Below are 19,011 nucleotides of genomic sequence, written 5' to 3' on the forward strand. Positions count from 1 at the left end.
TGTCCTCCCAGGACCGGGTGTCACCTTTCCCCTACGGATGGGTCACTTCCTTGCGTACGAGAAGGGGGTACGGGGCGGTGGACGAGGACCGTGTACGGGCCCACGTCCTCGCGTGCGAAGCGGCCCGCGTCGAAGAGCGCTGCGGGCAGACGGACCGGAAGGCCGACGCGGTTGGGCTGGTGCGGGAAGTTGTCGCGGCCGAGCGTGAGGGCGTACGCGCCCGGCGCGCGGCGCAGCACGAACACCTGCGGCGGGTCGTACGGGCCGTGTGCCAGGCGGGCCTCGAACGCGGCGGGACTTGCCGGCTGCGCCCAGGACCTGACCTCCTCGGTGCGGCCCGCGAAGTCGGCGAGCGGGTGGGAGTAGACGGGTTCGGCGGTGAGGTAGCCGCGGTAGGGCGCGGCGGAGAGCAGGCGGTGCTGGTCGGTGAGGACGGTCAGGTCCTGCGGGCGGGCGCCCCCGGTGAGTTCGGCGATGGTGTCGATCAGGGCGCGGGGCGGCCTGGGCCCGTACGCGGCGTCGAACTCCTGGCGCAGATCGCGCGGCGCCTGCTGCACGAGGGCGAGGGCGCAGACCGTCGCGGTCACGGTGGCGGCGACGGGACGTACGTACCCCTTCGTGTGCATGCGGGCAGTGAGTTCGGCCACGGCGAGGACGCCCGCGCAGAAGAGCGTGGCGAAGAGGACCGGGTGCACGCGGAAGGAGAGCAGGCTGCTCGGACCGAGCACGACGGCCAGCTGCGAGAGCAGGGACCAGAGGTAGCAGGCGGCGGCGAGGGTGAGCAGGGCGCGGGCGGTGGGGGCGCCCGGGGTGGAGGTGCGGCGGGCGTGTGTCAGGAGCCAGAGGGTGCCCGCGAGGCAGAGCAGGCCGGTGAGGGTGAGCTCGGTCATCGGGAGCGGAAAGGACGTCTGCTGGACCGGGATGAAACGCAGCGCGTTGTTGCGCGGCATTCCGGCGGGCAGGGCGGCCGCGAGATACGGACCCCAGGTGATCAGGGCGAGCGGGGTCGCGGTGGCGGCGACGAGAGCGAGCCGGGTCAGGAGGGTGCGCGTCCGGCGGGGGTTCCCGGGGATCAGGGTGAGAGCCATGACCACTAGGGCGAAGGCCCAGAAGGCGGCTAGCAGGGTGTACGTGAGGGTGGCGAGGCCCAGGTAGAGGCCGCAGAGGACGAGGGTCCGGTACGGGGTGCGGGGGGCGGTGAGCGCACGGTGGGCGAGGACCGCGAGCGGGGGCATCACCGCGGCGACGAGCCAGGCGTACGGCTCCAGCGCGGCGAACGCGGGCGCGTGGAACGCGGCGAGCAGGGTGGCCACCGCCAGGGCCACGGCGAGGCGGTGCCCGGTGAGGCGGGACCACAGGGCGTGGGCCAGGGCGGTGGTCAGCGCGATCGAGGTGATGGCCGCCGGTTTGTACGCGGCCCACCCCTCGATCCCGACGTGCGACGCGGCACGGCCCGCGAGCCAGAACCAGGCGGGTGGGTAAAGGGGCGGCAGATCGGCGTAGTTGACGTCGGAGAGCGCGGCCTCGGCGGCGTACCGGGTCACGTACTGCACACGGAACTGGTTGTCACTCGCCAGACCGCCGAGGTAGAGCGGGGTCCCGTGGAGCGGGAGCGCGAGGAGGAACGTGGGGAGGGCAGCGAGCAGTGGGTACGCGGCGAGCGGGGCGCGGTCGCGGAGGGTGAGCCAGGCGAGGGCGGTGAGGGTTGCCGCGGTGGTGGTGGTCGCTGCGACGGCGTCGGTACGGGTGGGTTCGGCGAAGGGGAAGTGGGCCGCGGCGAGTTGGACGAGGACGGTGGCGGCGAGCGCCAGGAGCAGGCCGAGGGCCGGGTGCGGGCGTCCGGGCCGGGTGAGGCGGGGGCGAGTGCGCGGGCGCGGGGCGAGGAGGGTCATGTCCCGCTGAACGAGGGGGGTTCTGGTGGGTTGGCGTGCGGCGCCGAGGTGTCATCGACGGTTCGCCCCGGGGTCGGGTGGGGGCCATGCGGGAGTGCGCGTGCCGGGCTGAAATTCAGCCCGGCACGCGTTCGAGGCCTGTGACCGAAGGCCGCATCGGGGTCTGCCGCAGGCGCGGCCTCAGCGGATCGGGCGGTGGACGTTGTCCGTCTTCGAGGGCCCGGGTGTCGCGTCCGCGATCCAGGGCCCCTCTCCGCTGAGATCGACGATTCCGTCCTCCAGCCACTCGTACGAACCGGCCAGGACCGCCTTGACGACCTTGCGGTCCACGTCATCCGTATTGGTCCACAACCGCGCGAAGAGCTCGTCGACCCGGATCCGGGCCTGCCGGCAGAAGACATCGGCCAGTTGGTAGGCCTCACGCCCGTGCGCCGACGTCGACCGCAGCAGCTCCGCCCGCACGCACGCCGCGCTCATGGCGAAGAGCTCCGCACCGATGTCGACGATCCGGCCCAGGAAGCCCTGCTTGGTCTCCATCCGCCCCTGCCACCGCGACATCGCGTAGAAGGTGGAACGGGCCAGCTTGCGCGAGGTGCGTTCGACGAAGCGGAGATGCGTGGAGAGGTCCGCGTGCCCGGACGGGTGGAACTCCCCGTACGTCCGCGGGAGTTGGCCGGGTCCGGCGACGAGCTTCGGCAGCCAGCGGGCGTAGAAGCCACCGGCCTTCACCCCCGCCTTCGCCTTGTCCGACAGGGACTTGTCCGGGTCGATGAGGTCACCGGCGACCTTCAGATGCGCGTCGACGGCCTCGCGGGCGATGAGGAGATGCATGATCTCCGTCGAGCCCTCGAAGATCCGGTTGATGCGCAGATCGCGCAGCACCTGCTCGGCGGGGACGGCCCGTTCGCCGCGCGCGGCGAGCGACTCGGCAGTCTCGAAGCCGCGGCCGCCCCGGATCTGGACGAGCTCGTCCGCCATCAGCCAGGCCATCTCGGACCCGTACAGCTTGGCGAGGGCGGCCTCGATGCGGATGTCGTTGCGGTCCTCGTCGGCCATCTGCGAGGAGAGGTCGAGGACGGCTTCGAGGGCGAAGGTGGTCGCGGCGATGAAGGAGATCTTCGTGCCGACGGCCTCGTGCAGCGCGACCGGCTTGCCCCACTGCTCGCGCTCCCCCGACCACTCGCGCGCGATCTTCAGACACCACTTGCCCGCGCCGACGCACATCGCGGGGAGCGAGAGGCGGCCGGTGTTGAGGGTGGTGAGGGCGATCTTGAGGCCCGCGCCCTCCGGGCCGATCCGGCTCGACGCGGGGACCCTCACCTGGTGGAACCGGGTCACACCGTTCTCCAGACCGCGCAGCCCCATGAACGCGTTGCGGTGCTCGACCGTGACGCCGTCCGCCGCCGCCTCGACGACGAACGCGGTGATCCCGCCCTTGTGCCCCTCGGACTTCGGCACGCGCGCCATCACGACGAGCAGGTCCGCGACCACCCCGTTCGTGGTCCACAGCTTCACGCCGTCGAGGACGTAGTCGTCCCCGTCGGGGGTCGCGGTGGTGGCGAGGCGGGCCGGGTCGGAGCCGACGTCCGGTTCGGTGAGCAGGAACGCGGAGATATCCGTACGGGCCAGCCGCGGCAGGAACGTGTCCTTCTGCTCCTGCGTGCCGAAGATCTTCAGCGGCTGCGGGACGCCGATCGACTGATGGGCCGAGAGCAGCGCGCCGAGGGCCGGGTTGGCGGAGCCGACGAGGGCGAGGGCCTTGTTGTAGTAGACCTGGGTGAGGCCGAGCCCGCCGTACTTCGTGTCGATCTTCATACCGAGCGCGCCGAGCTCCTTGAGCCCGTTGATCACCTCGTCGGGGATCTGCGCGTCGCGCTCGATCCGCGCGCCGTCGATCCGCGTCTCGCAGAAGTCCTTGAGCTTGGCGAGGAACTCCTCGCCGCGCCGGGCGTCCTCGTCGGCGGGTACGGGGTGCGGATGCACCAGGTCGAGCCGGAAGCGCCCGAGGAACAGCTCCTTGGCGAAGCTGGGCTTGCGCCAGTCCTGTTCCCGTGCGGCCTCGGCGACCTGCCGGGCCTCGCGCTCGGAGACCTTGGGTTCCGCGCCCTGGGCGCGCTTCGGCTGGCTTTCGTGGGTGGCGGACATCGGGCTCACCTCGCCGCGAGTGGGGTGGGGTTACCGGCCGGTGCTACTCGATCGTTCGTACCTGATTATGGTGATCCACACCAGAGTGTGCGCACAACGCGTACGGCACATGGGCGCAGAGCGCAGTACGGCCGGAGCCCCTCCCCAGGGGCTCCGGCCGTGGTCGTCCAGGTGCCGCTACAGCTGGATGCCGGTGAAGACCATCACGCGCTCGTAGGTGTAGTCGTCCATCGCGAAGCGGACGCCTTCGCGGCCCACGCCGGACTGCTTGGCGCCGCCGTACGGCATCTGGTCGGCGCGGTAGGAGGGGACGTCGCCGATGATGACGCCGCCGACCTCGAGGGCGCGGTGGGCGCGGAAGGCGGCCTGGACGTCGTGGGTGAACACGCCTGCCTGGAGGCCGTACTTGGAGGAGTTGACGGCGGCGAAGGCCTCGGCCTCGCCGTTCACCTTCTGGACGGTGAGGACCGGGCCGAAGACCTCCTCGCAGGAGATCGTCACGTCGGCGGGAACGTCGGTGAGGACGGTCGGGGCGTACGAGGCGCCTTCGCGGCTGCCGCCCGCGAGGAGCCGGGCGCCGGCCCGCACGGCCTCGTCGACCCAGGACTCGACGCGCTTGGCGGCGTCCTCGCTGACCAGCGGCCCGACGTCGGTCTTGTCGTCGGTCGGATCGCCGGTGACCTGGGCGTCGACGGCCTTGACGATACGGGGCAGCAGCCGGTCGTGGACCGAGGCGTCGGCGATGACGCGCTGCACCGAGATGCAGGACTGGCCGCCCTGGTAGTTGGAGAAGGTGGCGATGCGGGTGGCCGCCCAGTCCAGGTCCTCGTCGGAGGCGAAGTCGGGCAGGACGACCGCCGCGCCGTTGCCGCCGAGTTCGAGCGTGAGGTGCTTGCGCGGGACCGAGTCCATGATCGCGTAGCCGACCTTGTCGGAGCCCGTGAAGGAGATGACGGGCAGACGCTCGTCCTGGACCAGCTGCGGCATGTGGTCGTTGGCGACCGGAAGGACCGACCAGGAGCCCGCGGGCAGCTCGGTCTCGGCGAGCAGCTCACCGATGATCAGGCCGCTGAGCGGGGTCGCGGGGGCCGGCTTGAGGATGATCGGGGCGCCGACCGCGATGGCCGGGGCGATCTTGTGGGCGCACAGGTTCAGCGGGAAGTTGAACGGTGCGATGCCGAGGACGACGCCCTTGGGGAAGCGGCGGGTCAGCGCGAGGCGGCCCTGGCCGCCGGCGTCGGTGTCGAGGCGCTGGGCCTCGCCGCCGTTGAAGCGGCGGGCCTCCTCGGCGGCGAAGCGGAAGACGGAGACGGCGCGGCCGACCTCGCCACGCGCCCACTTGACGGGCTTGCCGTTCTCGGCGGAGATGAGGCGGGCGATCTCCTCGGTGCGCTCGACGAGGCGCTTGCTGACGTGGTCGAGGGCGGCGGCGCGTACGTGGGCGGGCGTCGCGGCGAACTCGTCCCGTACGGCGTACGCGGCGGCCACGGCCTCCTCGACCTGGGCGTCGGTCGGCACGCTCACGGCGCCGACGGTGCTGCCGTCCCAGGGGGAGGTGACGTCGAGGGTGGTCTCGCCGGTGGCCTGGCGGCCGGCGAGCCAGAAGGCATGGGTTTCGGTCATGGCCGGGCCCTTCCGCGGGTGGTGCGTGATGGTGTGGGGTCACCTCCACGGTAGGGGCGCGAGGGCTGCGTGGCGTTTGTCCGGGGTGGAGCAGTCGGGTGGGGGTTTTGGACCGGGTGGCGATCGTGGCCGTGCGCGGGTGGGTGGCGCCTGCGGCGGGCGGGCTCTCCTCCCCGCCCCGCCCCTTCCCGAAACCGGGGCTCCGCCCCGGACCCCCATCCGAGCTTCGCTCGGATCTGCTCAAACGCCGCAGGGGCTGAAAGTCCTACTCCGCCGCAGCCGTAGCCTTCAACGCCAGCCACAGCTCCATCCGGACATCCGCGTCGTCGAGCGACCGCCCCAGAATCTCCTCGACCCGCCGCATCCGGTACCGCAACGTGTGCCGGTGCACCCCGAGGTCCGCCGCCGCCGCGTCCCACTGGCCGTGCCGCGACAGCCACGCCCGCAGGGAGGCGACGAGGTCGCCGCGGCCCGTGGCGTCGTGCTCGTACAGGGCCCGGAGCAGACCGTCCGCGAAGGCCCGTACCGCGTCGTCGGCGAGCAGCGGCAGGACCGAGCCCGCCGCGAGCGACTCGTGCTCGACGAGACAGCGGCCTCGGCGGCGCGCCACGGAGAGGGCCTGTTCGGCCTGCTTGTACGCGGCGGCCGCGGCGATCGGACCGGCGGGCGCGGACAGGCCGACGACCAGGTCGTCGGCGTCCGGGGCGGGCTGCTCGCGCCCGGCGGCACGGACGGCCTCCAGACGGCGTGCGTGCTCGGCACAGGCCGAGGCCGCCGCGCCCTCGTCGGACATGAGGACGACGAGCCGGTCGCCGCCGTCGGGCACCACGAGCACGGCCTCGCCGGAGTGCGCTGCCGCCGCTTCGACGACGTCGGCGAGCGCCACGAGCGGGTCCTCGTCGGCGGAGTCCGCGCCGGGCTCTTCCGACGCCGGTGCGTGCCCGTCGGCGTGCACCCGTGCCGAGGCCGACACGTTCTCTGCGACGAGCAGCCGGAACGGCGCGTCGAGCAGCCCGCCGTACAGGTCGCCGGCGACCGTCCGAGCGTGGGTCGGCTCCCCCGCGAGCAGCATCCGCAGGACCGCCGCGCCGAGCCGCTGCTCGGCGGAGTGCAGGGAGCGGGAGCGCTCGGTGGTGAGTGTGAGCAGGGCGATCGCGGAGTGCACGGCATAGCGCTCGGCGGTGCCGAGGCTGCTCGCCGTGCCGACGGCGAGGGCGGTGCGGGGCCTGCGCCCGGTGCCGATGGAGTGCAGCTCCACGCGGTCGTCCGCGCCGGACACGACGAGGCTGGCGGGTGCGGGGCGCGAACGCAGCCGCTCCACGTCGACCGTGAGCGCCCCGGCGCGGCGCGCCGCCCAGTCGGGTGCGGTGGCGACGAGGGCGCCCGAGGCGTCGTACAGCGCGGCCCAGCCGTCGACCTGCGCGGCGAGCGCGGTCAGGAGCCCCTCCGGGCCGCCCGCGAGCGCCTGCCGGGTCAGCTCGCGCTGCGCGGCGAACCCGGCGGTCACGGACTTGTACTGGTCGGCGGCGATGGCCGCCGAGACGGCCTTGCTGATCGCGAGGAAGGGTGTGCGGCGCGGCACTTCGAGCAGCGGCAGGCCCTCGCCCGCGGCGGCGGTCACCAGCGCGTCCGGGATGTCCTCGTAATTGACCCCGACGGCGAAGCCGAGCCCGATCACCCCCGCGTCCACCAGCCGCTTCACATAGCGGCGCATCGCGTCCGGGTCCTCGGCGTCCAGCTTGAGCGCCGTGATCAGGAGCAGCTCCCCGCCTTCCATGTACGGAACGGGGTCGGCGAGCTCGCTGACGTGCGCCCAGCGCACCGGGGTGTCCAGCCGGTCCTCACCCGCGCGCACACGGAGCTTGAGCGCGGAATGGTGGACGAGCGAGGCGAGCGTGGGCGGCATGAGCGAGGCATTCGGTCGGGTACGGGAAGGTACAGGAGGGTTGATCCTGTTCTTGGCCGCTGCGTATGAACGGCCTGGAACGATTGTGCCTCAGTGTAAGGAAGTGGCAGCGAGGTCGTGGCGATCCCGTGTGGGGCTCGGTGTGTGCTCGGTGTGGGGCTCGGTGTGCGGAGGCGCCGGACCTCCGTCACCCGGGCCGGCTCCGGACCGGACCCGGACCTCAGTCGCCCTGGTCGGCGCCCTGGAGGTACTGGGCGCGCAACACCGCCTCCAGTGCGAACCGGTGGTCCGGATCACCGAGCCGCTCACCGAAGTACGAGTCGAGGTTGCGCAGGCGGTAGCGGACCGTCTGGGCGTGCACCCCCAGCTCCTCGCCCACCTGCTCCGCGGGCGCCCGGCTCGTGATGTGCACGCGCAGGGTCTCGATGAGGCGGGCGCGCCGGTGGCCCGAGAGGCTGTCGAGCGGTGCGAGTTCTTCGGCCGCGATGCGCGCGGTCAGCTGCGGGTCGGAGAGCAGCCACAGTGTGGTGAGGTGCTGCGCGCAGTCGATCAGCGGTTCCTCCGGGATGATCTCTTCGTCGACGAGGCGGAGGGTCTGGCGCGCCCAGCGGATGGAATCGCTCCCATGAGCCGTGGGCACGGTGAGGCCGATCACCGCCGGGACCTGCGCGAGCGCCGCCTTCAGCATGCGGCGGCGGGCCGCGTCGAAGGGTCCGGGCACGAGGATGTGGGGCTGCGGTATCCCCAGATCGGTCAGACAGTCGGGAGCGAGCGCGCGGCTGATGCGGTCGGGGGCCGGGGGGCGTACCGCCACGAGGGTCACCTCGTCGGGCAGCTCCCAGCCGGTCTGTTCGCACAGGTCGCGCAGTCCGGCGTCGGGGAGCGGCGGCCCCACGAGCAGCATGTGGAGCAGCTGTCTTCGCAGGGCCGAATTCCCTGAGTCGGTACGGAATTTGACCTCCTCGTACCCCTCTCTGGAGAGGGACTCCAGCTCTCCGATGTAGGCGAAGAGCGCATCGGCGAAGGTGAGCAGCACGGCCGGCGAGAGGTTGTAGCGGCGGCCGATCGCCTTCGCTCGGCGCAGTGCCACGCGGGCACCGAGCTTGTACGCGCCCTGCAGGGATTCGAGGCCACGGCCTTCGTACGCCTCGACGCGGCCGAACTTGCGGAGCAGCTCGTCCCGTTGGGGAGTGGCGCACGAGGGGTCGGCCACGCGGTCGACGAACCCGGCGAGGCTGTGTTCCACGCCCCGCCGGATCATGTCGCCGTCGGGTCCGGAGAGCAGACGCCCGTATTCGGGATAGGTGCGGGTCACCTCACTGCGGATCTCCTTGATCAGCCCCGGAAGTTCGGGCCGCATGATCGCGGCGAACTCTCTGGGCAGCGGGCCGTCCGTGTCGGAGGGGGGAATAGCGGCTGGCTGCATGCGGCTTCCTGTCCCTGGAGCTTGCGCGCCCGGTGGGGGAGAGCATGGGGAGGCCCTCGGGCCGAAGGCCACCCGTGTGCCGTCAGGTGCTAACCGTTGAGGACTGGTGACGGTATGAGAAAGCGGTTGCTCTGTACACCAGTTGGTGCCGATTGGCCGAAAGTAAATGGATGGTGGGCCGTGCGCCTTGTGGGGCGCATGTGGCGTCCATGCGGGGATCTGCCGGCTTGACGGGTGCAGTCGGCCTCGGCGCCCATCAGCGGTGCGGAATAGGCTTGTTGGGCGGGCAGCCGTCCGCGTTGTAGAGCGTGCACATGGCGCCCTGCGTCATGCGCACGTAGTTGCCCGGGCCGGATATGGAGGCGGTGAGCAGCCGGTCGAGGTCCTCGTCCGCACCGCATCCGGTGAAGGCGGGGATGGTGGCCTCCCCCGACAGGTATCCGCCGAACGTGACGTTGTACTCCTTCTCGGTCGCGCGCAGCATGACGGGGAACGGTTCAGTCGTGCGGCAGTCCGGGCCGAGGTCCAAGGGCTGTCCGTTCACCCGCATGTCGCGTACGCGCACACTCATCACCGACTCCGCCGCGAATTCCGACTTGTACGGCGGCTTCAGCCTGGCCCGGGTGAAGATGGTGATGCGGCCGACCACGGACACCTCGAGGGTCGCCGTGGTCGGGATGGCACGGAAGGACAGGAAGGTGGCCTCGGACGGCGCGAACTCGTTGCGTCCTTGGTGGGCCATCTCCGCCAGCATGGGGATGCAGTACCACGTCGTGTCGCTGGTGGGATCGTTGTTCTCGTCGCAGTAGAACGGCGGGGCCGCGGAGTTGCCCCCCAGGTTCATGACGGTGGTGGTCAGGAACGCAGCGCCGTCGAGCTTCCGCACATTGTTGAAGCCGTTGAGATAGGCGCAGCCCGAGTTGGCAATGTTGCCGCCCTCAAGGACCTCGCATTCCTCGGGGATCTCGCCCGGGTCCGGCGCGGCCTCGCGCCCCTGGCCCCGCACGTCGAGGGAACCCTCGTCGGCGCCCGGCGGAGGCTCGCTCCCGGAGGGCGCAGGGCTTTCGGAAGCGGCTCCACCGACCTCGACGGTCGCGAGCGGCGTGGCCGTTCCGGTCGGAGTCCCGCACTTCACCTTCATGGGGTCCGCGGAGGAGGCTGCCCCGAGCTGGAGCGTGAGACCGCCCGGCTGGAACGTCACCGCGCCCGGGGAGCCGACCGTCACCGAGGGTGCTTCACCGCGCAGCGGCAGTACGAGATCACCCTCCGCGGGGAGCGGGACCGCCGATTCCGTACGGACGTTCCAGCCGGCCTCGGCCTCGTGGTCGCCCTGGGCGATGCGCATCGTCACGTCCGCGGACGCGGTGACGACGGTTGCGCCGGAATCATCGGCGGCGATGCCTTGCTGAGCGTCCGGGGGCACGGTGAGCTCTGCGCCGACGTGCTCGGGCTTGATGGCGTCCCCGGTCCCGGCCGCGGAGGGGAAGGTCGCCGTGAGGCGGAGCCCGACCGAGTGCGTACCGTCCGGGAAGGCGCAGTCGTAGGCGAGATCCACCGACGCGGCCTTCGGCGGGGCCGCGCCCGTGGCGGGCGAGCCGAGCGCGACGACGATGACGCACACCGCGGCAAGCCGGAGCGCGGCCGCTCGGTACGGGGCGCGGGATCTGGGCATCGCGGCTCTCCTGATTCTGCGGGGCGCGTCAGACCCCCGTGCCGGGTGGCACGGGGGCAGGAGCTGGACGGATGACGGTCAGCCTGCAGTGATACGGATGGTGTCCGGGGCGACGTTGTAGGTGCCGTCGAAGACGACCTGGTCGCCGTTGTTCATCAGGCCGAAGCAGCCGACGACGTTGGAGATGGTCAGCTTCGACGTGCTTGCGGCGTCGGGGTGGACGATCAGGTGTCCCGCATTGTCGTAGGTGGCGGGGACCGCCCCGGAGACCGACGCGGAGCACAGCGGACCGCTGATGTTTGCGCTGATGTTCGTGATGTTTCCGTCAACCCCGCCGGAGGCGTTCGTACTGAGCGCGTTGATCTCCCACGCGCCCACGTGACTGACCGAGAAGGTGATGCCGGCCGGCCCGGAGCAGTTCGTCCAGGTGCTGCCGTCGATGGTGGCGACCTGGTCGGTCGTCCTGGTGCCGTTCGGCAACTCCCCTTCGGCCGTTGCGGAACTGCATTGCAGAGCGGCGTCGGTGTTGACGTTCGTGAGCGTCGTGAGACCGGCCGAAGCCGTGTACCGGCCGTCCGGGTTCGTGTTGCCGGTGACGGTCCACGGGGCGAGCGAGGTCGCCGACGCCGACGTGGCGGCCAGGCCAAAAGATGCGGCGACGGCGGTCGCGGCCACCAGGCCGTTGCGGATCAGGGTACGCATTCGTGAATCCTCTCTCGGGGGATTTTCACTGCTGCTCGCTGACTGCGGCATGGACGTTACGAGCAAGTAACCTGGGGCCGCAAGAGGCTTTCTGCAATCCCCGCGATTTACCGCTGACGCACCTTCCGACCTATCCCCACGGTGAGTAATAACCCAGGCCGACTTAGGTGCACGGTGAGAAAAGTCGACACCGCGGTGGACCCTGGCGCGAAAAGTCACCCAGGTGTATTGCGGAGTAAGGTTACTCGCCCGTAGCGTCGCACTCACAGCCACACAACTCCTGGCCGGCGGCCCCCTGCCGGCGGGGAGTGGCACGGGAAAAGCGCGGCCCGCACCCTCCTTCCGGGCCGGATTTCCCATGGACGGGGCCCTGCGCCGGCCAACCCCCCGGTGGCGTGGGGCCTCGCCCCCATCGAGGTTTTCATAGCTCCGCGGTGACAAACTCCGGAACCTGGATTATCTCCGCGGAGACAAGTCGCCGAATCGGTTCACGAATTTCCCCCCGGGCGCTTGTCCGGGAGTTTCAGCGTGTTTTACGGTGCGCCCCGCGATGCTCAGCTGTCACGGCGGTTACAAATATCTTCCTGCTTCCTTGAGGTGACATGGGAATCGAAGTGAAGGTCGAAGGCCTCACGAAGTCCTTCGGCAAGCAGCAGATCTGGCAGGACGTCAGCCTGACCCTGCCCGCCGGTGAGGTGAGCGTGATGCTGGGGCCGTCCGGCACCGGCAAGACCGTCTTCCTCAAGTCCCTGATCGGGCTGCTCAAACCGGAGCGCGGCCGGGTCCTCGTCGACGGCGTCGACATGGCCCGCAGCCCGGAGCGCGACGTCATGGAGGCCAGGAAACTGTTCGGCCTGATGTTCCAGGACGGCGCCCTCTTCGGCTCCATGAACCTCTTCGACAACATCGCGTTCCCGCTGCGCGAGCACACGAAGAAGAAGGAGTCGGAGATCCGCCGCATCGTCATGGAACGCATCGACGTGGTGGGCCTGTCGGGGGCCGAGGGCAAGCTGCCGGGCGAGATCAGCGGCGGGATGCGCAAGCGGGCCGGACTCGCCCGCGCCCTCGTCCTCGACCCGCAGATCATCCTCTGCGACGAGCCGGACTCGGGGCTCGATCCGGTCCGCACGGCCTACATATCGCAGCTGCTCATCGACCTCAACACGCAGATCGACGCGACGATGCTCATCGTCACGCACAACCTCGACATCGCGGCGACCGTGCCCGACAACATGGGGATGCTGTACCGCAAGGGCCTGGTGACCTTCGGGCCGCGCGAGGTGCTGCTCACCAGCGAGGAGCCGGTGGTACGGCAGTTCCTGACCGCCGATGTCGTCGGACCCATCGGGATGTCGGAGGAGAAGGACGCCGCGACGCTGGCCGCGGAGGCGGCGCAGGGAGCGCGGCCGACGGCACCTCCGCCGCGCGCTCTCGTCCCGCAGCTCGAACCGTCCGCGGGTCTCGGCCCGCGCGCCGCGGTCGCCCGCCGGCGCGAGCGGGTGCTCAAGCTGCTGCCCGGGCTCCCGCAGTCGGCGCAGACGGCGATCAGGGCCACGTACGGGCAGGAGCCGCTGGAGCCGACGGTCGTGATGCCGCGGGCCGGGGGCGCCGCATGAGCCGGGCCGCGCCGAAAGCGCCGAATCCCTTGCTCGGCCCCCTTCGCCAGACCGGACAGCTCTTCGCGCTCGGGCTGCAGGTCGCGCGGGACGTGTTCCGAAGACCCTTCCAGTTCCGCGAGTTCACCGAGCAGTTCTGGTTCATCGCGAGCGTCACGATCCTGCCCGCAGCGCTGGTGTCCATTCCCTTCGGTGCGGTGATCGCGCTCCAAGTCGGCTCGCTGACCCAGCAATTGGGTGCCCAGTCGTTCACGGGCGGCGCGAGTGTCCTGGCCGTCATCCAGCAGGCGAGCCCGCTCATCGTGGCCCTGCTCATCGCGGGCGCCGGCGGCTCCGCCATCTGCGCCGACCTCGGTTCGCGGAAGATCCGCGAGGAGCTGGACGCGATGGCCGTGATGGGCGTCTCGCCCGTCCAGCGCCTGGTCGTGCCCCGTGTGCTCGCCACGATGTCCGTGGCGGTGCTGCTCAACGGCATGGTCTCGGTGGTCGGCACGCTCGGCGGCTACTTCTTCAACATCGTGCTGCAGGGCGGCACCCCGGGCGCGTATCTGCAGAGCTTCTCGGCGCTCGCCCAGCTGCCCGATCTCTACATCAGCGAACTGAAGGCGCTCGTCTTCGGGTTCATCGCGGGGATCGTCGCCGCCTACCGCGGGCTCAACCCGCGCGGCGGCCCGAAGGGCGTCGGCGACGCCGTCAACCAGTCCGTGGTGATCACGTTCATCCTGCTCTTCTTCGTGAACACCGTGATGACCGGCATCTACCTCCAGATCGTTCCGCCGAAGGGAGGCTGAGCCCGCCATGAGCTCCCCCCTCGCCTGGCTCGACCGCGGTGGCGACCAACTGCTCTTCTACGTCAGGGCGTTGGTGTGGGTCCCGCGCACCCTGCACCGCTACACCAAGGAAGTGCAGCGGCTGCTCGCCGAGGTGGCCTTCGGCTCCGGCGGGCTCGGCGTCATCGGCGGCACCATCGGGGTGATGGTCGCGATGACCGCCGCGACCGGCACCGTCGTCGGACTCCAGGGGTATGCGGCCCTGGACCAGATCGGTACGGCCGCGTTCACCGGGTTCGTCTCCGCGTACTTCAACACCCGCGAGATCGCCCCGCTCGTCGCCGGACTCGCACTGTCCGCCACCGTCGGCGCCGGGTTCACCGCGCAGCTCGGTGCGATGCGGATCAACGAGGAGGTGGACGCGCTCGAAGGGATGGGCGTGCGGTCGATGCCGTACCTCGTCACCACGCGGATCATCGCCGGGGTCGTCGCGATCATCCCGCTGTACGCGATCGGCCTGCTCTCCTCGTACGCCGCCTCCCGCCTCGTGACCACTGTCTTCAACGGCCAGTCGCAGGGCACGTACGACCACTACTTCAATCTGTTCCTCTCCCCCACCGACGTGCTGCTCTCGGTGCTCAAGGTGCTGATCTTCAGCGTGATGGTGATCGTCGCCCACTGCTACTACGGGTTCCGGGCGAGCGGCGGTCCCGCGGGGGTCGGGATCGCGGTCGGGCGGTCCGTGCGCAACGCGATCGTGCTGATCTCCGTCACCGACTTCTTCCTGTCCCTCGCGCTGTGGGGCGCGACCACGACCGTGAAGGTGGCGGGCTGACATGGAGACCTTGCGCCGCAGGTGTGCCGGAGTCGTCTTCCTGCTCGTGCCCGCCCTGCTGATCTGGCTGGCGGTCGCCGTCTACAACAAGGAGTTCACCGACTCCGACGAGGTCGTGGTGGAGACCGGCAGCGCCGGCAACGAGATGCATCTCGGGGCCGAGGTGAAGCTGCGGGGTGTCGTCCTCGGCGAGGTGCGCAAGATCGACGCCACCGACTCCGGGGCCCGGCTCACCCTCGCGCTCGAACCCGGTGCGCTCGGCCACATCCCCGAGGACGTCCGCGCCCAGATGCTGCCGACCACGCTGTTCGGCGAACGGTACGTGGCCCTCGTACCGCCGAGCGCGCCCAGTACGCGGATGCTGCCCGCCGGGGCCGTCATCCCGCAGGACCGGTCGGAGAACGCGATCGAGCTGCAGGAAGTGCTCGACGACGTACTGCCGATGCTCACCGCCGTACAGCCGCAGAAGCTGTCGGCCACGCTGTCCGCCGTATCGCAGGCCCTGGAGGGCCGCGGCGACACGATCGGTGAGTCGCTCACCACGCTCGACGCACATCTGCGGAAGTTCAACCCGCATCTGCCGACCCTCAACGAGGACCTGAAGCAGCTGGTGAAGGTCTCGCATGTGTACGCGGACGCCGCACCCGGCATCGTCGACGCGCTCACGGACTTCACCACCACGTCGAGCACCCTCGCCGAGAAGGAGAAGGACCTCGCGACGGCGTACGGGGGTACGACCCGTACCGCCGAGGACCTCGACGCCTTCCTGCGGGCGAACCAGGACAACATCATCCGGCTGTCCGCCACGTCGCGGCCGACGCTCGAACTGCTCGCCGAGTACTCCTCGTCGTTCCCGTGCACCCTGCGCACGCTCGCCGAGTTCGTCCCGCGGATGGACAAGGCGCTGGGCAAGGGCACGGGCGAACCCGGCCTGCACGTGGAGGTCACGGCGGTCGCCTCACGCGGCGCGTACGTGCCGGGGCGCGACACCCCGTCGTACGGCTCCGGCGGCGGACCCGCCTGCTATCCCGTGCCGTATCTGGGCGCCGGCGCCCGCGCGCCCGTGCAGGCCGCGGCCTCCGCCGGTCAGACGCTCGGCCCGGCCAACTCGCCACAGGAGAACGACCTGGTGAACGAGCTCATCGCACCGGCCGCCAAGACGGCGCCGGGCGAGCTGCCGGACTGGTCGAGCCTGCTCGCCGGGCCCGTCTACCGCGGTACGGAGGTGAAGCTGAAGTGAGCACACGGGAAAAGGAGCCGAAGGCCGGGGAGCGGGACCTGAAGCACATCCGGCGGCGTTCGATCGCCGGACCGCTGGTCAAGTCCCTCATCTTCCTCGGAGCCACCACGCTGGCCACCGCCCTGCTCGCCCTGTCCATCGCCAATACCGGCGTGGGCACCGACACCGTCACGTACCGCGCCCGCTTCACGGACGTCACCGGGCTCATCGACGGGGACGGCGTACGGATCTCGGGCGTCAAGGTCGGCGAGGTCACCGATGTGCGGGTGGTGGACCGGCGGACCGCGCAGGTCACCTTCACCGTCGAGAAGGGCCGCGAGCTGCCGGGCACCACGACGGCCGCCGTGAAGTACCTCAACATGGTCGGCCAGCGGTACGTGGCCCTTGAGCGCGGCACGGGCACCCAGACCCCCGCGCTCGCACCCGGCGGCACCATCCCGGTGGGACGGACGACGCCCGCGCTCGATCTGACGCTGCTGTTCAACGGGTTCAAGCCGCTGTTCGAGGGGCTGTCGCCGGGTGACGTCAACGAGTTGGCGGGGTCCATCGTCAAGGTCCTGCAGGGGGAGGGCGGCACCGTCGACAGCCTCATCGAGCACGTGGGCTCGCTCACCACGACCGTGGCCGCCAAGGACAAGGTCATCGGCCAGGTCATCGGCAACCTCAACGAGGTGCTGACCACGATCAACGGGCGCGAGGACCAGTTCAAGGACGTCGTCACCACCCTGACGCAACTCGTGTCCGGCTTCAACGAGGACCGTGAACCGCTCGGACAGGCCGTGGAGGCGATGGGTGAACTGACCGAAGTCACCGCCGGGTTCTTCCACGACGCCCGCAAGCCGCTCAAGGACGACATCAAGCAGCTCGGCCGGCTGTCCGGCTCGCTCGGCAGGGGCCTTCCGCAGATCGAGAACTTCCTCGACCGCACGCCCGCCAAGCTCACCGCCCTGTCCCGCCTCTCGTCGTACGGCTCCTGGCTGAACCTCTATCTGTGCCGGGCCACGGTCGGCGGCGTCACCATGTCCGACGGGTCGAAGCCGCCCACCGGCATCCTCGTCGAAGAAGCGAGGTGCCAGTGAAACGGCCCGCGATACGCCGCCCCCGGTTCAAGCCGGTCCAGGAACGCAACCCCGTCGGTGTCGCCCTCGCCGGACTCCTCGTCCTCGTCCTGCTCGCGCTCGCCGCGTTCAACGCGAGCAGTCTGCCCTTCGTGGGCGGCGGCACCGACTACAGCGCCGACTTCAGCGAGGCCGCCGGTCTCGGCGACGGCGACGAGGTCCGGATCGCCGGCGTGAAGGTCGGCGAGGTCACCTCCGTGGGCCTGGACGGGGCCAAGGTCAAGGTCGGTTTCCGGATCGAGGACGACGGCATCTGGATCGGCGACCGGACCACCGCCTCGATCGCCATCAAGACGCTGCTCGGCGAGAAGTACGTGGCCCTCGACCCGCTCGGCTCCGGCCGGCAGGACCCCGGGGCGCGGATCCCGCTCAGCCGCACCACCTCTCCGTACGACGTCACGGAGGCCTTCCAGGATCTGAGCGGGACCTTCGACGAGATCGACACGGGGCAGCTGGCGAAGAGCTTCGAGACGATCTCCGACACGTTCAAGGACTCGCCGCCCGATGTGAAGGCCGCGGTCAAGGGACTGTCGGCGCTTTCGAAGACCGTCTCGTCGCGGGACACGCAGCTCGCCCAACTCCTCGACGGCAGCAAGAAGCTGACGAAGACCCTGGAGACGAAGAAGTCGAGCTTCGAGACGCTCATCGACGACGGCGGCTCCCTGCTCAAGGAGCTGAAGAAGCGGCGTACGGCGATCAAGGCGCTGCTCACCGGCAGCCAGGCGCTGGGCGTCGAGCTCGACGGGCTCGTGACCGACAACGAGAAGGACCTGAAGCCCACGCTGAAGGCCCTGGGCCGGGTCACGTCCGTGCTGGCGAAGAACAAGGACAAGCTCGACAAGACCCTCGCGCTCGTCGGCCCGTACTACCGGCTGATCGGCAACACCCTCGGCAACGGGCGGTGGTTCGACAGCTACCTGTGCGGCATCGTCCCGCGGAACTACCTGCCCGAGGACTCGCTGCCGGATGAATCCTGCAGGCCGCCCAAGGACGGGAAGTACGACGCGAAGGGCGGTGGCGCGTGATGGCCGTGCGCAAAAGGATCGCCGTACGCAAAATCGCCGTACGCAGAAAGCTCCTGGTGGGCGCGCTCGCCCTGGCCGTGCTCGTCGCGGGCGGCATCGTCGGGGTGCGCGCCGTGACCTCCGGCGGCATGCGGATCACCGCCTACTTCGACCGGGCCGTCGGCATCTACGCCGGATCGGATCTGCGCATCCTCGGCGTCCGCGTCGGCGAGGTGGCCTCGGTGGAGCCGCAGGGCACCCGCGTCGAGGTCACGCTCGTCGTCGACGACGGGGTGCGGGTGCCGGCCGGGGCGCGGGCCGTGGCCGTCGCGCCGAGTGTCGTCGCGGACCGGTATGTGCAGCTGACACCCGCGTACACGGGCGGTGCGCGGCTCGGGGACGGGGACGAGCTGCCCGCCTCGCGCAATCGCACTCCCGTGGAGATCGACCAGCTCTACGACAGCATCACCGAGCTCAGCCAGGCGCTCGGCCCCGGCGGGGCCAACGCCGAGGGAGCGCTGTCGGAGCTCATCGGCACCGGGGCGAAGAACCTGAAGGGCAACGGGAGCGCGATGGGCGACAGCATCGAGCAGTTCGGCAAGGCCGCAAGGACCCTCGACGGCAGCAGCGACGATCTGTTCACCACGCTCGGGCAGCTGCAGACCTTCACCACGATGCTCAAGGAGAAGGACACCGGGGTGCGCGGCGCGCAGGAGGACCTCGACGCCGTCACCGGCTACTTCGCCGACAACCGGGACGCGCTGGCCGGCGCGCTCAAGGAGCTCGGCGGCGCCCTGGCCAAGGTGAAGAAGTTCATCAAGGACAACAGGGGCGACCTGAAGGACAACGTGCGCAAGCTCGTGCCGATCACCCAGGCCCTGGTCGACCAACGGGCCTCGCTGGCCGAGGCGATGGACACGGCGCCGCTCGCCGCGGGGAACGTGGTCAGGACGTACAACCCGCGCACGCGCACCCTCGACGGCCGCACCAACCTCAACGAGATCAGCATGGGCGGCCCGCTCCTTCCGCTGCCCGCCGTGGGAGGTGGTGAGCGGTGAGGCT

At 70.5% G+C, this 19,011-nt stretch carries 14 protein-coding genes; 7 read left to right on the forward strand and 7 right to left on the reverse strand.

The window, feature by feature from the left end; all coding sequences use genetic code 11:
- Positions 1–20: 20 nt before the first annotated feature.
- The 7 genes from ACIBI4_RS29620 to ACIBI4_RS29650 form a co-directional block, all read right to left on the reverse strand.
- On the reverse strand, positions 21–1,892 hold the full coding sequence (locus ACIBI4_RS29620; RefSeq protein WP_399207209.1) for an arabinofuranosyltransferase: 1,872 nt from the start codon (positions 1,890–1,892) through the stop codon (positions 21–23).
- Positions 1,893–2,072: 180 nt separating this feature from the next.
- A complete protein-coding gene (locus ACIBI4_RS29625; protein WP_399207210.1) occupies positions 2,073–4,037 on the reverse strand; it encodes an acyl-CoA dehydrogenase family protein in 1,965 nt (654 codons plus the stop codon).
- 177 nt (positions 4,038–4,214) lie between these two features.
- Entirely contained in the window at positions 4,215–5,660 is a 1,446-nt protein-coding gene (locus tag ACIBI4_RS29630; RefSeq protein ID WP_399207211.1) for an aldehyde dehydrogenase family protein, read from the reverse strand.
- A gap of 265 nt (positions 5,661–5,925) precedes the next feature.
- The gene (locus ACIBI4_RS29635; RefSeq protein ID WP_399207212.1) at positions 5,926–7,566 is read right to left on the reverse strand and encodes a PucR family transcriptional regulator; all 1,641 of its coding nucleotides are present in this window, start codon (positions 7,564–7,566) and stop codon (positions 5,926–5,928) included.
- A 220-nt stretch (positions 7,567–7,786) separates the two neighbouring features.
- Positions 7,787–8,992: a PucR family transcriptional regulator gene (locus ACIBI4_RS29640; protein WP_399207213.1), complete on the reverse strand. Its 1,206-nt coding sequence runs from the start codon at positions 8,990–8,992 to the stop codon at positions 7,787–7,789.
- 256 nt (positions 8,993–9,248) lie between these two features.
- Positions 9,249–10,664, reverse strand: coding sequence for a DUF6801 domain-containing protein (locus ACIBI4_RS29645; protein WP_399207214.1), 1,416 nt, complete (start codon positions 10,662–10,664; stop codon positions 9,249–9,251).
- Between the two features lie 78 nt (positions 10,665–10,742).
- On the reverse strand, positions 10,743–11,366 hold the full coding sequence (locus tag ACIBI4_RS29650; RefSeq protein ID WP_399207215.1) for a hypothetical protein: 624 nt from the start codon (positions 11,364–11,366) through the stop codon (positions 10,743–10,745).
- Between the two features lie 602 nt (positions 11,367–11,968).
- Between ACIBI4_RS29650 and ACIBI4_RS29655 the strand changes: the two genes are divergently transcribed.
- Genes ACIBI4_RS29655 through ACIBI4_RS29685 form a run of 7 tightly spaced genes read left to right on the forward strand, consistent with a single transcriptional unit; the run spans position 11,969 to position 19,007 of the window.
- Positions 11,969–12,982, forward strand: a complete 1,014-nt coding sequence (locus ACIBI4_RS29655) for an ABC transporter ATP-binding protein (RefSeq protein ID WP_399207216.1) — start codon at positions 11,969–11,971, stop codon at positions 12,980–12,982.
- A complete protein-coding gene (locus ACIBI4_RS29660; protein ID WP_399207217.1) occupies positions 12,979–13,773 on the forward strand; it encodes an MlaE family ABC transporter permease in 795 nt (264 codons plus the stop codon). The genes ACIBI4_RS29655 and ACIBI4_RS29660 overlap by 4 nt, the downstream gene beginning before the upstream one ends.
- 7 nt (positions 13,774–13,780) lie before the next feature.
- Positions 13,781–14,587 carry an MlaE family ABC transporter permease gene (locus ACIBI4_RS29665; RefSeq protein WP_399207218.1) on the forward strand — a complete coding sequence of 269 codons (807 nt, stop codon included), beginning with the start codon at positions 13,781–13,783 and terminating at the stop codon, positions 14,585–14,587.
- A 1-nt stretch (position 14,588) separates the two neighbouring features.
- On the forward strand, positions 14,589–15,827 hold the full coding sequence (locus tag ACIBI4_RS29670; RefSeq protein ID WP_399207219.1) for an MCE family protein: 1,239 nt from the start codon (positions 14,589–14,591) through the stop codon (positions 15,825–15,827).
- Between the two features lie 47 nt (positions 15,828–15,874).
- The gene (locus ACIBI4_RS29675; protein WP_399207346.1) at positions 15,875–16,906 is read left to right on the forward strand and encodes an MCE family protein; all 1,032 of its coding nucleotides are present in this window, start codon (positions 15,875–15,877) and stop codon (positions 16,904–16,906) included.
- On the forward strand, positions 16,903–17,970 hold the full coding sequence (locus ACIBI4_RS29680) for an MCE family protein (protein WP_399207220.1): 1,068 nt from the start codon (positions 16,903–16,905) through the stop codon (positions 17,968–17,970). Before ACIBI4_RS29675 ends, ACIBI4_RS29680 begins: the two co-directional genes overlap by 4 nt.
- Positions 17,970–19,007, forward strand: coding sequence for an MCE family protein (locus ACIBI4_RS29685; RefSeq protein WP_399207221.1), 1,038 nt, complete (start codon positions 17,970–17,972; stop codon positions 19,005–19,007). Before ACIBI4_RS29680 ends, ACIBI4_RS29685 begins: the two co-directional genes overlap by 1 nt.
- Positions 19,008–19,011: the final 4 nt, after the last annotated feature.

Origin of the sequence: Streptomyces sp. NPDC050418 (assembly GCF_044458745.1) — a bacterium.
GTDB lineage: Bacteria > Actinomycetota > Actinomycetes > Streptomycetales > Streptomycetaceae > Streptomyces.

Coding starts and splice junctions, on each gene's coding strand:
- ACIBI4_RS29620 (WP_399207209.1), bottom strand. CDS start 1,892: ATGACCCTCCTCGCCCCGCGCCCGCGCACTCGCCCCCGCCTCACCCGG.
- ACIBI4_RS29625 (WP_399207210.1), bottom strand. CDS start 4,037: ATGTCCGCCACCCACGAAAGCCAGCCGAAGCGCGCCCAGGGCGCGGAA.
- ACIBI4_RS29630 (WP_399207211.1), bottom strand. CDS start 5,660: ATGACCGAAACCCATGCCTTCTGGCTCGCCGGCCGCCAGGCCACCGGC.
- ACIBI4_RS29635 (WP_399207212.1), bottom strand. CDS start 7,566: ATGCCGCCCACGCTCGCCTCGCTCGTCCACCATTCCGCGCTCAAGCTC.
- ACIBI4_RS29640 (WP_399207213.1), bottom strand. CDS start 8,992: ATGCAGCCAGCCGCTATTCCCCCCTCCGACACGGACGGCCCGCTGCCC.
- ACIBI4_RS29645 (WP_399207214.1), bottom strand. CDS start 10,664: ATGCCCAGATCCCGCGCCCCGTACCGAGCGGCCGCGCTCCGGCTTGCC.
- ACIBI4_RS29650 (WP_399207215.1), bottom strand. CDS start 11,366: ATGCGTACCCTGATCCGCAACGGCCTGGTGGCCGCGACCGCCGTCGCC.
- ACIBI4_RS29655 (WP_399207216.1), top strand. CDS start 11,969: ATGGGAATCGAAGTGAAGGTCGAAGGCCTCACGAAGTCCTTCGGCAAG.
- ACIBI4_RS29660 (WP_399207217.1), top strand. CDS start 12,979: ATGAGCCGGGCCGCGCCGAAAGCGCCGAATCCCTTGCTCGGCCCCCTT.
- ACIBI4_RS29665 (WP_399207218.1), top strand. CDS start 13,781: ATGAGCTCCCCCCTCGCCTGGCTCGACCGCGGTGGCGACCAACTGCTC.
- ACIBI4_RS29670 (WP_399207219.1), top strand. CDS start 14,589: ATGGAGACCTTGCGCCGCAGGTGTGCCGGAGTCGTCTTCCTGCTCGTG.
- ACIBI4_RS29685 (WP_399207221.1), top strand. CDS start 17,970: ATGGCCGTGCGCAAAAGGATCGCCGTACGCAAAATCGCCGTACGCAGA.